The organism is Agrobacterium genomosp. 2 str. CFBP 5494, from assembly GCF_900013495.1.
GTDB classification, from domain to species: Bacteria; Pseudomonadota; Alphaproteobacteria; order Rhizobiales; family Rhizobiaceae; genus Agrobacterium; species Agrobacterium pusense.
In genome coordinates, this window is record NZ_LT009719.1 from 1,553,900 (window position 1) to 1,567,066 (window position 13,167).

Below are 13,167 nucleotides of genomic sequence, written 5' to 3' on the forward strand. Positions count from 1 at the left end.
CCTCTTACTTGCGAGATGAGCGTCAACGGCGTCCACGAGGACCTCAAGACGCGTTTCGGCCGGGAACCCGGCGACTGGACGACGATCGCCTATTACGAGGCGCTGCTCAATGTATTCCCGGCCAACTCCACGGGTGAGGCCAATGCATCAGCTTCGCCTCAGTTGAAGGGCCGCACCGTTATCCTCAAAGGCTTGCTCAACAACTTCGAGCAGGGAGGCGTCAAGGGTCAGAAGTCTACGGCGGCCACGCGGCTCCGTTGGTCTTCCATCGTTCTCTATCAGGACATGATGGATGGAAAGGTCATCCACAAGTTCGACATCCAGAACAACACCCTGATCATCAACGGCGTGAATTACACGGCCGAGTTCAACAATCTGATCTCGGCATGATAGCCAAAGGGCATCGTACATGCAGAAAAGCGACGACACTTTGACCGCCCGCGTGGCGGTCCCTCAGTCCAAGTCGGACCCCAGCGACGTGAAATTCGAAGAAATACCGCTTCCGCCCCGCGAACTGTGGGGCGATAACGTCACTGTGGCATCAGGTGCATCGACAGAAGCGACTTCCGCCGTGGTTCCAGCAGGTCCGGATAGACAGATCGAGACGCTGGATTTTATTCTCGAAGAAAATTCTGACGTGGTTCGCAACATCCCTTTGAAGTTCCCCTTCAATTGGCAAGGAAATCCCGTTCGTATGATCTCGGTTCGCCGGCTGACAACCGGAGAAGTGGGAAACATCATCGACAAACGGCCCGCTAATGTTCCGGACAACTTCGACATTTACGGCGCTATGACTGGTCTACCAGCAAGCGTCCTGAGAGGCCTGATCTCTGATGACGGCGAGCTTGTTGCGGAGGCTTGTTACGATTTTTTGCCCCGCTACTTCCGCCCGGCGGAGACGGACCAGTCCGCATCGTCATAAGGCTGACCGACTGGCGAAAGGTAACATCTCGCACTGCGGCTGTACTGACCGATCTCTCCACGGCATTAGCTATGCCGTGGGATGAAATGCTGCGCTGGTACATCGAGGCCGACGCAATTTACAAGGAAACGTGGGACCGCCGACGATGAGCACTATGGATGTTTCTCTGCGTTTGCGGCTGCTCAACCAGCTTTCCCGCCCGGCTGGTGAAGCCGAGCGCGACCTTAAAGACCTCAAGAAGACTGCTGAGCAACTTGGTCGCGTCAAGGGCGGCGACACGCTCTCACGAGGTCTCGTTGACGTTGGTCGTAAAGCCGACGCCGCCAAGATCAAACTTGGTCAGATTGAAAAGGAGGCCGATCAGCTACGCCGGGCAATCGGCAAAACAGGGTCCGGTTTCAATAATTTCAAAACTGATGCAGCTAAGGCGGAAACGTCCTTAGCGAAGATCAAGGATCGCGCCGATAATACGCGGCTCGCTATTGCTCGTATCGGCGACGGCTTTGGGAACCTAAAAACAGATGCAATATCGGCTGAGGCCAGCCTGAAGGGCATCGAGCAGCAATCCAACGTCACGCGAGCTGCGATCGGCCGGATCGGCGACGGCGCTTTTTCAAATTTGAAGGCCGATGCGGTCGCTGCCGAGTCGGCGATAAAGCAGATTGGCACGGCTGCCGATGCGGCCGATGCGAAGCTCCGGTCGGTGCGGGGATGGTCGGCCGGCGGACGCGGTCCCCACTCTAGCAGCGGTGCACCCGGCACTCGGATGTCCACGCTGGAAGGCGCAGTTGATCAGTTCGGCCTACCTGTCGCTATCGGAGCTGGTGGGGCCTATCTTGCCGGTGCGCTCCCGGCCGGGGCAGCGGTTGCGGGCGGAGCCGCGATAAATGCGGCGGGCAAAGACGAATTTTCAATGGACCAGTTGCAGACGACTGGCGGGTTCGATGAAACGGAACGCGAAAAATACCGTCAGATGCTCGGGCGCGCAGGTGCTCGGCGCGGTGTCGGAACCCAAGGTGCTATGGGCGTCTTTGGTGCGTTACAGGCCGGCGGGCTTGCCAGCGCAGACGCTGCGACAATGACGGATGACGTCCTTGTTTTTGCGAAAGCAACCAATTCAAACCCTGAAGACGCTGCAAATACTGCGATTGCTTTACGCAACAACATGAAAATCCCTGCCAATCAGATGATGCGCGCATACGACACGATGGCTGTCGGTGGAAAAGAAGGGCAGTTCGAGGTCAAGGACATGGCTCGCCAGTTTCCATCGATGCTCGCCGCTATGGCTGCTCAGGGTTCTGAAGGCTTCGAGGGCGTCAAATTAGCTACCGCTATGTCTCAATCGATCCGAAAAACCACTGGTTCCGGCGACCAAGCGAAAACCCGATTTGAGGCGCTCCTCTCCGACCTGACCGCGCCAGAGGTTGTCGATCGCGCCCAAAAGATGGGGTTTGACCCGAATCAAACCAAACAAAATGCGTTAAAACGGGGGGATGATCCCGTTCTAGCTATGATCGAAGGCTATCGAAAATTGATTGGCGGTGACGAGCCAAAGTTCAAAGAACTGTTCCGCAACAGCGAGTCCTATGCAGGTCTGGCGGCGATTTTCAAAGACATCGATGAGATGAAAGCGATGGTCGGGCGAATGGGCGGCGCCGAAGGTACGATCGCAAAGGACTACGAGACCTCAACGGGCAATTTCGAAACACAAAAAGATCGTCTTTCCGCGAACATTGGCACAAACATCAAATCACTTGCGGCACCTCTGCTTCCGCTTCTCACATCTCTAGCTGAGCATGCCTCTTCCGCAATGGAACGTGCTCGGGAAAATGAGCAAAAAAATCCTCTCTCCGTCGCGCCAGCGTACGGCCTCTTGGAGTGGTTCACCAAGCTTGCCGTCGATACTGGTGGCGAAGGCCGGCCATCCGCCGCGAAACGGTTTCTTCTTGGCGATGCCGCCGATCCTGATTTCAGCTTCCGTAAACACATGGCCATCGGTGGCGGAACAAGCGGAGACCTTGGTGCATCAACTGGAGCCATACCAGTTCCGACACCGAGGCCCGCCGAATTCGGGCAGGCCGCTAAAGAAGGGATGGCGGCGTATAATAGCGCGCTTTCCAGCGAGGGAGAGGCGGCAAAAGCTGAGGCGAGTAGCATCGCGGACTACATTAAGTCTGTACTCGGCTTCACAGTGTCGCCGACGATTTCGCCCACATTCGTCCCTCCTGCATCAGTCCCAGCGCCAGCGCCCGCCGGTGAGAAGCACTCTTCGTTGCAGCAATCCAGCAACGTCAGGCTGACACAGAACATTACAACGCCGAATGCCAAGCTTGCCGCCGTGAAGGCCCGGCGGGAGCAGTCGCGTGCAATCGAGCAGGCGCGCTCGCGTTCGTTCTATGACCTCGGCCCGAGGCTGGCATGAGCATCTTTGTTGAAAACGGCGCGCTGATATCGATCGGTGGCGCGAGGCTTTGCATAATCGGGATGAACCCCCAGCGCGTCAGTTACTCGTCTTCAGCGCGCTTTCCGGCCCATCCTGTGCAGGGCGGTTTGAGGTATCAGGCGACCGGTCCGGACGCCGAACTGGTGACGATCGAGGCCATGACCTTTCCGCATGTTTTCGGTGGTCTGGATTCGGTCGCCATCCTGAAAGCACACCACCGTCGCCAGTCGATCGTCCCGTTCATTCGCCTACGCGGAAATTACCTCGGTGAGGCGCTTGGTCTCTGCGTCATCGAAACGCTCGACTACGATGAAGAGCGCCTGCATCCGGTCGACGGCGTCGGCCGACAACTCGACGTGACCATGGGCCTGATCATCCTGCCGGAGTCGACCCCATTTTCCTCTGTCGGCGTTTCCAGCCTCGGGGATATTCTCGGAGGTGCTTTCTGATGCAATACGTGGTTCCCTATGGCGGAGAACGTCTCGATCGCATTGCCAAGAAAGTCCTTCAAACCGAGCGCGAAGGCACCGTTGAGGCATTGTTGACGGCAAATCCCGGCCTCGCGCATCTGGCTTCAGCGATAGTTCCGGCAGGCACAATCATCACCGTGCCGGAGGATTTCGCGCCGGCCCGCACCGCAGATTTCACTCTGGCTTGGGAGTGACGTCATGAAAACACCCATCGTTCGCATCACGGGCCAGTCCGGAACCGACCTGATTCCGAAATGGAAATCTCTGCTCGAAAGCGTCACCTATACCGACAACGAGGGCGGCGAGGCTGACGAGCTGGAGATCACTTTCGTTGTTGCTCCGCCATTTCCTGCCCCGCCACCAAAAGGCACGCGTTACGTCTTGGAGTACGGATGGGCCAAGGAAAGGCTTCGCAACGCAGGGGTGTTTACCTACCAAAATTCCGGCCTAAACAAGTCTGCAGGTGACGCGTGGACAATGACCATAACCGCGAGGTCGGCCGACTTCGTTGAAGCCGATAAGTCGGCCGACCTGGAGCATTATGAAAACACGACAGCCGGCAAGATATTCGAGAAGCTTGCTGCAGAAGCCGGGAAATCGGCCGTGGTCGATGGCGATATCGCGAAGGTCGAAATTCCTTATCGCTTGCGATTAAATCAGTCCGCGATCGGCTTCGGGCAAGCGCTGGCTGATGAGGTCGGCGGCTCCCTGAAGCTTGCTGGCGGGAAATGGATCGTGACGGCGAAGTCGTCCGGCCGGACAGCTACCGGGAACGCTTTGCCCGCGATCGTCATATCTCCCGACATCGTCTTTGACGCTGGCCTGACGTCTGAGGGCCGACCTGAATATGGCACCGTCGCTGCCGGCTACTTCGATGAGGACGCCGGCGCGTGGGTTGAAGAGAAAACCAGCGGCAAGGGCAAAACCTCCAGAACCTCTATGCTGCATCCAGCACCATCATCCGCTGAAGCCAAAGTGCGCAGCAAGACACAGGCGACCGATCTGGCGCGGGCAACCGTGGCCGGCAGTCTAACGATCGAGGGCGATGTGGAAGCTATGGCGGGCGCTCCGCTGTCGCTGCCCGGCTTCGGTCAATGGGCCGGAAACACCCTCAGCGCCGGCAGCATCTCCCACGCCTTCACCTTCGATGAAAGCGGAGGCTGGCTGATGACTGTCGAAATCGCAGCAAAGGATACATAGGCAGCAATCGCGACCCGGCTAGACCGGGTGGCCTGAGGTGCCTCGTGCACCCCAAGCGACGGGCCAAAGTTTGGCGACCTAACCCGTCCGACAGCACTGTTCGATAACTGTCACACCCGTACCCTGCAGGGCGGATTTGCTGTGACTGAGTCGAGAGATATTTGAAATGGTGAATCTGATGCCGGTTGCTCCGGCCACTCCTCCCGCCCCTTATATCGGTGGAAAACGCGTTTTGGCGAAAGCCATCATCGCCCGCATTAACGAAACGCCGCACGAAAGTTACGCGGAGGCGTTTGTTGGCATGGGTGGTGTCTTCCTCCGAAGAAATCTTCAGCCGCGCATGGAGGTGATCAACGATATCAGCGGCGATGTTGCTAACCTCTTCAGGATATTACAGCGGCACTATCCGCAGTTCATGGAGACGCTGCGATATCAGGTTACGAGCCGGCGCGAATTTGATCGTCTGTCGCGCACTGACCCTTCCACATTGACCGATCTGGAACGGGCAGCGCGGTTTCTCTATCTTCAAAGAACGGCTTTTGGCGGAAAGGTTGCCGGGCAGAACTTCGGCGTCTCGATGCAGGGCGCTCGCTTCAATCTCCTGAAGCTCGCTCCGCAACTGGAGGCGATCCACGAACGGATGGCAGGTGTCGTCATCGAGCAACTTCCTTGGCGGCGCTTTATTGAACGTTACGACAGGGCGGGAATGCTGTTTTATCTCGATCCGCCATACTACGGGAACGAGACAGACTACGGCTCCGGCGTGTTCGCTCGTGAGGAATTCGCCGAGATGGCGGATGTCCTCGGTCGGATTAAAGGCCGCTTCATACTGTCTTTGAATGCTGTTCCAGAGGTCTATGAGATTTTCAGGATTTTCAAGATCATGGAAATTGACTGCACGTACTCACTGCATGGTCAAGGTCAGGCCAAAGCCGTAAGGGAGGTCATCATCACGGGTGGCGCTGGATAGCGTCACTCAAGGCTGATGACATTCACCATTATATTCGCAAGCGGCGTGTGCTACCGAAGTACCTAAACAGGAGAGATTTTGATGGCAGTTTTCAAATTTGGCCTCGCGGCCGTTATTGTTGCGTTCTCAACGCTGCCTTCGTTTTCGCAAGATTTAAAGATTTCAATTCGAGCAGCGGGATACAGCGAAGCTGATGTCCGCGCCGCGCTGACTGCTTTTCGCAACGCTTGTCGACCCCTCGGAACAGAGTTTTGGGATGACGTCGAAGAAGTGACCGTTAACATTCAAAAGGAAGTGGCAGACCATAGGTTGGCCCGTGGTTGGGATATCAGTTTCCAGCTCGCATTGAAGTACGCTGAAAATCCAAAGCGTGGTCCGTCGTTCGCATCAGGAACAGGTGTCTTGGCCGGGCACACTCTTCATTACAGTTTGGGTGGCGGTCGAACGCCGGGATATCTCGCGTCGAAACGGTCCTCTCAATATCTCTGTGGGCTGGCTATAAGCCCCAACGGTGAGGACGTTTTTCAGTCGGTTCCGGCGCTCGACATACTGACCAATTAGCGCATATAGGATTTCGGTAAGTGTTGCCATGCGATTTTGCGCTCCGCGCCATTCGATTTTGCGCGCTACAACTAGATCCGACATCCAGCTACGGCGTGTCTGCGCCGTAAGAGGAGTCTTGCGCGATCAAGGACTTGATCGCGCTGGACCCGGGATCTAGTCCGGGGTGACGGAGTGCGGATGACTAAATTTTGGGGAATATTTCGGCTTTGTAAGGCCTCGTCGGCAGCAAAAAAGCGCGGGGTTAGCCGCGCCTTTTCTTACTCGCAGATATGGCGGTCGATTATCGCTCCTTGCTCACCACTTCAAACCTCGAGAGCCAGGGGCTGACGATCATGCCCTTGACGTCGCTGCGGAAGGCTGCGGTGTCGACCACTTCGGAGAAGGGCTGAATGGACATGACGATTTCATCCATATAACCCTGCAGGTCTTCATAAAGCTTCGTCTGTTTTGCCGCATCGCGCTCGACAAGAGCTTCCTCGATCATCTTGTTCAGCTTTTTGTCGAAGAAGCTGGTGCGCCAGCTCTGGTAATTCGTGAGCTTGGCGTCATCGGCATTATTGGGGTTGTAGGCAATCGAGCGCAGGTTGTTGTCCGGGTGCGGCTGCTGGCCGCCGCCACCGCGGCCGAGCAGCAATTCGAAGTTGCGCTCGCGCATCGCACCATAGATCTGGTCGCCGGAGCCGCTGATCAGCTCGGCCTGAATGCCTGCCTGGGCGAGCGTGTTCTGGATCGCCGTTGCGGCTTTCATGAACGGGTCTTCCGAAAGCACGCGCAGCGTTGTCTTGAACCCATCAGGATAACCGGCCTCGGCCAGAAGCGCCTTGGCTTTTTCAATATCGAGCTTGTAGCCCTGATCCGGCAGCGCACCCATGACGCCGGTGCTGAGGGAGCGCTGATGCAGCTTGCCGTAATAGGGCATGACCGCCTTGTCGAGACCATCGTAATCAATCAGGTAACGCAAGGCCTCGCGCACCTTCTTGTTCGCGAATTTCTCGTCCTTCATCGAAACGCTGAGGTAATAGAAACCGGAGCCCGGTGTGGATTCGATGGTGACGGTCTTGTCGGCCTCAAGTGATTTCAGATCCGGAGCCTGCAGGGAATAGGCAACGTCGATATCGCCCTTTTCCAGCATGAGCCGCTGCGACTGCGATTCCGGCAGATGGCGCATCAGGATACGCTTCATCTTGGCCTTTTCACCCCAATAATCGTCGTTGCGGGTGAGGATGATGTATTCGTTGGATTTCCACTGGGTCAGCTTGAAGGGGCCGGAGCCGGCGGAATTCAGCGTCAGCCATGCGCCGCCGAGATCGCCATCCTTCTCATTCTCAAGCGCGGTCTGGCTGTCGATGATCGAGCCGGGACCGTTCTGGGCAAGGATCATCAGCAGAAGGTTGGGATCGTCGGGCTTGGGGATATTCAGCACGAAGATCTGATCGCTTTCGGCAACGAAAAGCTTGTCGGCCTCTTCCAGCTTGAAACCGCGGGTTTTCAGAAAGGATGATTGCGCCAGGTTGCGGGCGAGCAGCCGTTTGAGGCTCCATGCCACATCCTTTGCCGTCACGGCACTGCCGGAAGCGAACTTGGCATCGGCACGCAGATGGAAACGGATCGACTTCCGATCTTCGGCTATTTCCCAGCGTTCGGCAAGGCGCGGCTGGACGCTCCGGTCCTCAGGCGAAAGCACGATCAGGGTGTCATAGATATTGTTCAGAACCTGCACGGTCTCGCGGCCGGTGATAGCGGCGGGGTCGAGTGTGAGGATATTGCTCATGGTCGTGGCGACAATGAGCTGGTCCTTTGGCGTCTCGGCAAAAGTGCTGAGCGGCATGGCGCCGATCAGCAGGGCGCCAAGTGCTGCTGTTGCAAGAAAATGTTTCATCTTTCCTCCCAATACGGCCGCTTCATACGGCCTTCCACGTTTCGATCCACCTGCCCGGTTCCTCCTCGGGCGGCGTGTGATCAACCAAGAATATCTTTGACTGGCGTGGCCAGGGCCCGGCCGATCGCCGCTGTCGCCGGCGCGTCCAGATGCACGCCGTCCACCGGCGAAGCACTGGCGACCGAACCGGCGTCGAAGAAGTGATGTCCGAGTTCGGTAGCGAGTTTTTGGTAAAGCGGTGCAAGCCTGAGCGATTGCCCGACATCCCGCCCTCCCGCCGGTTCTCCACCGGGGCCTGCAACGCAGGGCGGTGGGGCAACGATCAGCAGTTTCGGTACCGCTTCTCGCGGCTTGTAGATGAAGGTATCGACGATCTGCGCTAACCGGCGCATGCCGGAAACGGCGGCTTCCGCGCGTCCGCCATGCACCGGTTTGATGTCGTTGGTGCCGAGCATGATTATGACGAGGTCAAGCGGCATATGGCACGAGAGCGCTATTTCCAGCGCCCGCGCGCCGTTGCGGCAGGCCGGACCGGCGTGGTCGTCGTAGCAGGTGGTTCGTCCGCCAAGACCTTCGGGGTAAACTTTCGCCATGCCGGCAAGCTCGGTTTCCAGAACCTCCGGCCAGCGATATGCGGCGGGGTGCCTGAGGCCCGTTGCCGGGTCCGCGCCCCAGGTGAGGCTGTCTCCAAAGGCGAGCACCGTTTTCATCGCCCGTTACCTCACCCGGTTGTTGTCGATGAAGGTAAAATCGATGTCCTCGCCAAGGCCCGGCCGGTCGGGAACGTGGACAAAGCCATCCCGGTCCATCGGATCGGACAGAGACTTCAGATAGTCGTGGCCGTCATCATATTCGAGGAAGGGATGTAGCAGGCCACGCTCATACCAGCGGCAATTCTTGGTGGCGGCAACCACATGCAGGTTCATGGCGGTATTTCCATGCACTTCGCACTCCATGCCGAAGGCTTCGGCCAGATGCATGGTCTTCAGCGCCGGTGTGATGCCCCCGACATCGTTGACGCCGGTGCGCAGAATGTCGCAGGCGCCGGCCTTGATCCATTCGGCACGGTGCCAGTGTTTGCCGGCCGCACTTTCCGGGCCGACGACCGGAATATCGAGATTGTCGGAAAGCCACTTGTAGGAGGACAGCGACTGTTCATCCATCGGCTCCTCGATCCAGTCGAAACCGAGTTTTTCGAGGCCACGGCCCAGCGCCAGCGCATCGGTGCGGGAGTACCAGTGGAAGGCGTCAATCATCAGGCGGATATCGGGGCCGACCGCCTCGCGCACGGCCGCGCAGGCCTTGAGGTCCATCTTCACATCCGGCGCCCAGCTGACGGGCGGCATCCACGTGTGCAGCTTGATGCCCTTGTAGCCGCGCTTCACCAGTGTCTCGGCAAAGCGGCCGTAGTCGTCCGGTGTCGCCAGCCCGCCCTCCAGTTCGTCACCGCACATGATGGAGCCATAGGCGAGCACCTTGTCGCGATAACCGCCGATCAACTTGTATACAGGTTGATTGAGGGAGCGGCCGGCAAGGTCCCATAGCGCGCAGTCAACCACCGCCAGCGTGCGGTCAGTCAGTTGGGCGGCCGAACCGCGCTGCCAGTGGGCAAGGTCCTGCCACAGCCGTTCACGGTCTCGATGGTCCCCACCGATCAGGACCTTCTTGACGAATTTTTCGATGACATGCGGGCGAACGATCTCTGGCGCGGTAAAAGAATGGCCCTCGTGGCCGTCCTCTGTCCGGATCGTCAGCATGGCCTGTTCCACCTGATGCGCCGGACCCGGATGCGCGTGGCCGGCACTGTCCGAGTGCCGACGGGTCGTCGTGCGGAAAACACGGACCTCGACGTCGGTAATGATCATAATTCCTCCCTCATGCAGGTGTCTCGGCGTTGTTGGTCGCCGCAATGTCATACATGTATGCAATATTTGTCAACATGTATGATAATCTGTATTACATGTTGGATGGGGAAATCAAGGTCATTTGTGCTCGACGCTGCACAGGTCGGCGGTGAGGAACAGCCTCTGGCGGATTTGCCTCATTCCGGAAAAAAACCGAGGAAGCGTGAGGGCGGCCTGTGTGGAGGGATAGTCCACAATTTTAGTGTATTATTGAATCGCGCAATGATCTTTCAACAATGGCCGGGACTATAAACGAACATGCCGCGCCAGTTGCCGCCGTCATCATGCATGCTGTGTGAGCATGCGTCGCATCGGGCGGTCGTTCCAAACCAGGATGGCTGCGTTTGCGTCGCTGAGTTTCAACTCGTTTCCGGATGCACGCCCATGCCCCTTTCCCATATCTCCCATTTCGCCTTTCTTGTCCCGGGCAACTATCATGACGATGATCCGGGACAGGGGCTGGAAGAAACCCTGCAGCTTTTCGAAGCAGGAGAGGCGCTGGGTTATCATAGCGCCTGGGTCCGCCAGCGCCATCTGGAGCGGGGTGTTTCCTCTGCGGTGACTTTCCTCGCTGCGGCTTCGCAACGAACCAGACGGATCGGGTTAGGCATCGCCGTTATTCAACTCGGTTACGAGAACCCATTCAGGCTGGCGGAGGATCTGGCCACCGTGGATGTCCTGTCGCGCGGACGGCTGAATGTGGGGGTTTCGGTCGGCGCACCACCCTTCGCCCATCTTATTTCCGACTATGTCGATACGGTTGTAGACGCGGACTACAGCCACGCGCGCGCTGAGAAGCTGGCGAGGGCGCTGCGATCGGAGCCGCTGTCGAACGAGACGGAAGCGGGCAATGCGGCCGGTGCGCAGGTGCCGCGGCTTCGGCCAGTCGCCAAGGGGCTGACGGACCGGTTATGGTATGGCGGTGGATCGCAGAATTCTGCGCGCTGGGCTGGCAGGGCAGGGTTCAACCTTCTGACGGGCAATATTGTCAGCGGCGAGAATACCGATGATTTTCTGACCACTCAGGCGGCTCTCGTTGCTCGCTTCCGGCAGGAATGGGCGCATGAGCGCGAACCGCGTGTCGCTCTTGGCCGCGTGATCCTGCCAACCGATAGCGCAAGCCCCGCCACGCGCCGCCGTTACCAGGAATTCGTTGCCGAGCGGGACAAGCGCACGACCTCGCCGCATGGGGCGCGCCGCACGCTTTTCCTGCCGGATATCGTCGGGACGACGCATGAGATTCTGGAAAGATTGTCGAGCGACCCCGTTTTGCCGTTTGTCTCGGAATTCCGCCTCGAACTTCCCTATGAATTCCAGCCGGACGATTATCGCCAGATCGTGACGGATTTCGCCTCTGTCCTGCCGCAGCTTTCCGGCGAAAGGCCGGTTTTGAAAGTGGCGACGGGGCAATAACATCGCCACCTCCCGCCATTCGACTTTCAATGGAAGCCGGCGGGAGGTCGACTGAGCGACATTGCCGCATCCGTCCTTCAATCGGGGTATGGCAGGCCATAGCGGTCGCGGATCGTCGCGGCTTCATATTCGCGCGGGTAAACCCCACGATCCTGCAGTACCGGAACAACTTGTTCGACGAATTCAGCGATATCATCGGGCGCCCGTGGCGGCTGTAATGTGTAGCCGTCCACTGTGCCATCCTGCCAGAGGTCGATAATGCCGTCCGCTACCTCTTCCGCCGTGCCGAGCAGCAGCCGGTGGTGCCCTTCCGAGCGGCGTACGGCCTCGCGGGCAGTCAGTTTTTCATGGGTCAGAAGATCGGAAAGGCCAAGGCCCATGCCTACCGCCCATTGCCGGTTCTGATCGGGGATGAAACGCTCGGCATCGAGTTTTGCGTCGGGGTCGAAATCGCGAGGCTCTATGCCGTTTTCTCTGGCGAAACGTGCCAGGAGACCGTCTTCCGAACCGGCGCCGCTGTAGAGTTCGTGTTTACGCAAGGCTTCCTGCCGGGTTTCGCCGAGAATGACGACGAGGCCGGGAACGATGCGGATGCCGGAGGGATCGCGCCCGAGGGAGACGGCGCGGTCGCGGACCTTCTTGCCAAAAGCCTGCCCTGCGGGACGTGACAGGATATTGCAATAGATGATCTCGCCATGGCGTGCCGCGAGATCAATGCCGCCTTCGGAGGCGCCGGCCTGCGCGATAACGGGATGCCCCTGCGGCCCGCGCGGAACGTTGAGGGGGCCTTTGACATGGAAATATTGCCCCTCATGATCGATGGTTTCGGCTGTAGCCGCATCCCAGAAGCGGTTCTCCGGCACGTCGCTCTCGCGGCGGGGGTCCCAGCTAGACCAGAGCTTTTTTGCGACATCCAGAAATTCGGTAGCCTTGGCATAACGTTCGCTGCGCGGCGGCAGCGGGTCATTGCCAAAATTGGCGGCAACATTGGGATTAAAGGAAGAAACGATATTGACGATCAGCCGGCCGCCGGTGACGAGATCGATGGATTGAGTTCGTCTGGCGAAATTATAGGGCGAATTGTAGGTGGAGGACACGGTTGCCACAAAGCCGATATCCGGCACCTGTGCGGCAAGCGATGTCGAGAGGATGAGCGGATCAATGGTGTGGAACGGCCGGCTTGCCGGGTCGGTCAGCAGTGCCGGGTGGTCGGAAAGGAAAACGGCGTCGAACCGGCCCTTATGCGCCAGTTCCGTCAGTCGTCGGTAATATTCGATATCGTTTATATCGTGCCGGTCTCCGCTCCGATATTTCCAGGCATTGGCGAGATATCCTGTCGTGTTGATGCCGACGTTGAGATTGAGCCGGCGTTTGGTCTTGCTCATGCTGCCACTTTTTCTTT

At 58.3% G+C, this 13,167-nt stretch carries 13 protein-coding genes; 9 read left to right on the forward strand and 4 right to left on the reverse strand.

The window, feature by feature from the left end; genetic code table 11:
* From AGR2A_RS22095 to AGR2A_RS22130, 8 genes are all read left to right on the forward strand, one after another.
* A partial coding sequence (locus tag AGR2A_RS22095; RefSeq protein WP_080823367.1) for a phage major tail tube protein occupies positions 1-390 on the forward strand: 390 nt, incomplete at its 5' end.
* A 19-nt stretch (positions 391-409) separates the two neighbouring features.
* The gene (locus AGR2A_RS22100) at positions 410-922 is read left to right on the forward strand and encodes a hypothetical protein (RefSeq protein WP_080823368.1); all 513 of its coding nucleotides are present in this window, start codon (positions 410-412) and stop codon (positions 920-922) included.
* A gap of 145 nt (positions 923-1,067) precedes the next feature.
* A complete protein-coding gene (locus tag AGR2A_RS22105; protein ID WP_080823369.1) occupies positions 1,068-3,344 on the forward strand; it encodes a phage tail tape measure protein in 2,277 nt (758 codons plus the stop codon).
* Positions 3,341-3,814, forward strand: coding sequence for a phage tail protein (locus AGR2A_RS22110; protein ID WP_080823370.1), 474 nt, complete (start codon positions 3,341-3,343; stop codon positions 3,812-3,814). The genes AGR2A_RS22105 and AGR2A_RS22110 overlap by 4 nt, the downstream gene beginning before the upstream one ends.
* The gene (locus tag AGR2A_RS22115; RefSeq protein WP_072493223.1) at positions 3,814-4,029 is read left to right on the forward strand and encodes a tail protein X; all 216 of its coding nucleotides are present in this window, start codon (positions 3,814-3,816) and stop codon (positions 4,027-4,029) included. Before AGR2A_RS22110 ends, AGR2A_RS22115 begins: the two co-directional genes overlap by 1 nt.
* Positions 4,030-4,033: 4 nt before the next feature.
* A complete protein-coding gene (locus AGR2A_RS22120) occupies positions 4,034-5,035 on the forward strand; it encodes a phage late control D family protein (RefSeq protein ID WP_080823371.1) in 1,002 nt (333 codons plus the stop codon).
* A 166-nt stretch (positions 5,036-5,201) separates the two neighbouring features.
* Complete coding sequence (locus AGR2A_RS22125) at positions 5,202-6,005, forward strand: DNA adenine methylase (RefSeq protein WP_080823372.1); 804 nt, start codon at positions 5,202-5,204, stop codon at positions 6,003-6,005.
* A gap of 81 nt (positions 6,006-6,086) precedes the next feature.
* Entirely contained in the window at positions 6,087-6,566 is a 480-nt protein-coding gene (locus tag AGR2A_RS22130) for a hypothetical protein (RefSeq protein ID WP_080823373.1), read from the forward strand.
* A 283-nt stretch (positions 6,567-6,849) separates the two neighbouring features.
* On the opposite strand, the gene AGR2A_RS22135 is transcribed toward AGR2A_RS22130, so the two are convergent.
* From AGR2A_RS22135 to AGR2A_RS22145, 3 genes are all read right to left on the reverse strand, one after another.
* Positions 6,850-8,448, reverse strand: coding sequence for an ABC transporter substrate-binding protein (locus tag AGR2A_RS22135; protein ID WP_072493151.1), 1,599 nt, complete (start codon positions 8,446-8,448; stop codon positions 6,850-6,852).
* 80 nt (positions 8,449-8,528) lie between these two features.
* A complete protein-coding gene (locus AGR2A_RS22140; RefSeq protein ID WP_072528490.1) occupies positions 8,529-9,158 on the reverse strand; it encodes an SGNH/GDSL hydrolase family protein in 630 nt (209 codons plus the stop codon).
* A 6-nt stretch (positions 9,159-9,164) separates the two neighbouring features.
* Positions 9,165-10,313, reverse strand: a complete 1,149-nt coding sequence (locus AGR2A_RS22145) for a mandelate racemase family protein (RefSeq protein WP_080823374.1) — start codon at positions 10,311-10,313, stop codon at positions 9,165-9,167.
* 423 nt (positions 10,314-10,736) lie between these two features.
* On the opposite strand from AGR2A_RS22145, the gene AGR2A_RS22150 reads away from it, so the two are divergent.
* Positions 10,737-11,765, forward strand: a complete 1,029-nt coding sequence (locus tag AGR2A_RS22150) for an LLM class flavin-dependent oxidoreductase (RefSeq protein ID WP_072493149.1) — start codon at positions 10,737-10,739, stop codon at positions 11,763-11,765.
* Between the two features lie 77 nt (positions 11,766-11,842).
* Here AGR2A_RS22150 and AGR2A_RS22155 read toward each other — a convergent pair whose 3' ends face one another.
* The gene (locus AGR2A_RS22155; RefSeq protein WP_072493148.1) at positions 11,843-13,150 is read right to left on the reverse strand and encodes an NtaA/DmoA family FMN-dependent monooxygenase; all 1,308 of its coding nucleotides are present in this window, start codon (positions 13,148-13,150) and stop codon (positions 11,843-11,845) included.
* Between the last annotated feature and the right edge of the window lie 17 nt (positions 13,151-13,167).

Coding starts and splice junctions, on each gene's coding strand:
- AGR2A_RS22100 (WP_080823368.1), top strand. CDS start 410: ATGCAGAAAAGCGACGACACTTTGACCGCCCGCGTGGCGGTCCCTCAG.
- AGR2A_RS22105 (WP_080823369.1), top strand. CDS start 1,068: ATGAGCACTATGGATGTTTCTCTGCGTTTGCGGCTGCTCAACCAGCTT.
- AGR2A_RS22110 (WP_080823370.1), top strand. CDS start 3,341: ATGAGCATCTTTGTTGAAAACGGCGCGCTGATATCGATCGGTGGCGCG.
- AGR2A_RS22115 (WP_072493223.1), top strand. CDS start 3,814: ATGCAATACGTGGTTCCCTATGGCGGAGAACGTCTCGATCGCATTGCC.
- AGR2A_RS22120 (WP_080823371.1), top strand. CDS start 4,034: ATGAAAACACCCATCGTTCGCATCACGGGCCAGTCCGGAACCGACCTG.
- AGR2A_RS22125 (WP_080823372.1), top strand. CDS start 5,202: ATGGTGAATCTGATGCCGGTTGCTCCGGCCACTCCTCCCGCCCCTTAT.
- AGR2A_RS22130 (WP_080823373.1), top strand. CDS start 6,087: ATGGCAGTTTTCAAATTTGGCCTCGCGGCCGTTATTGTTGCGTTCTCA.
- AGR2A_RS22135 (WP_072493151.1), bottom strand. CDS start 8,448: ATGAAACATTTTCTTGCAACAGCAGCACTTGGCGCCCTGCTGATCGGC.
- AGR2A_RS22140 (WP_072528490.1), bottom strand. CDS start 9,158: ATGAAAACGGTGCTCGCCTTTGGAGACAGCCTCACCTGGGGCGCGGAC.
- AGR2A_RS22145 (WP_080823374.1), bottom strand. CDS start 10,313: ATGATCATTACCGACGTCGAGGTCCGTGTTTTCCGCACGACGACCCGT.
- AGR2A_RS22150 (WP_072493149.1), top strand. CDS start 10,737: ATGCCCCTTTCCCATATCTCCCATTTCGCCTTTCTTGTCCCGGGCAAC.
- AGR2A_RS22155 (WP_072493148.1), bottom strand. CDS start 13,150: ATGAGCAAGACCAAACGCCGGCTCAATCTCAACGTCGGCATCAACACG.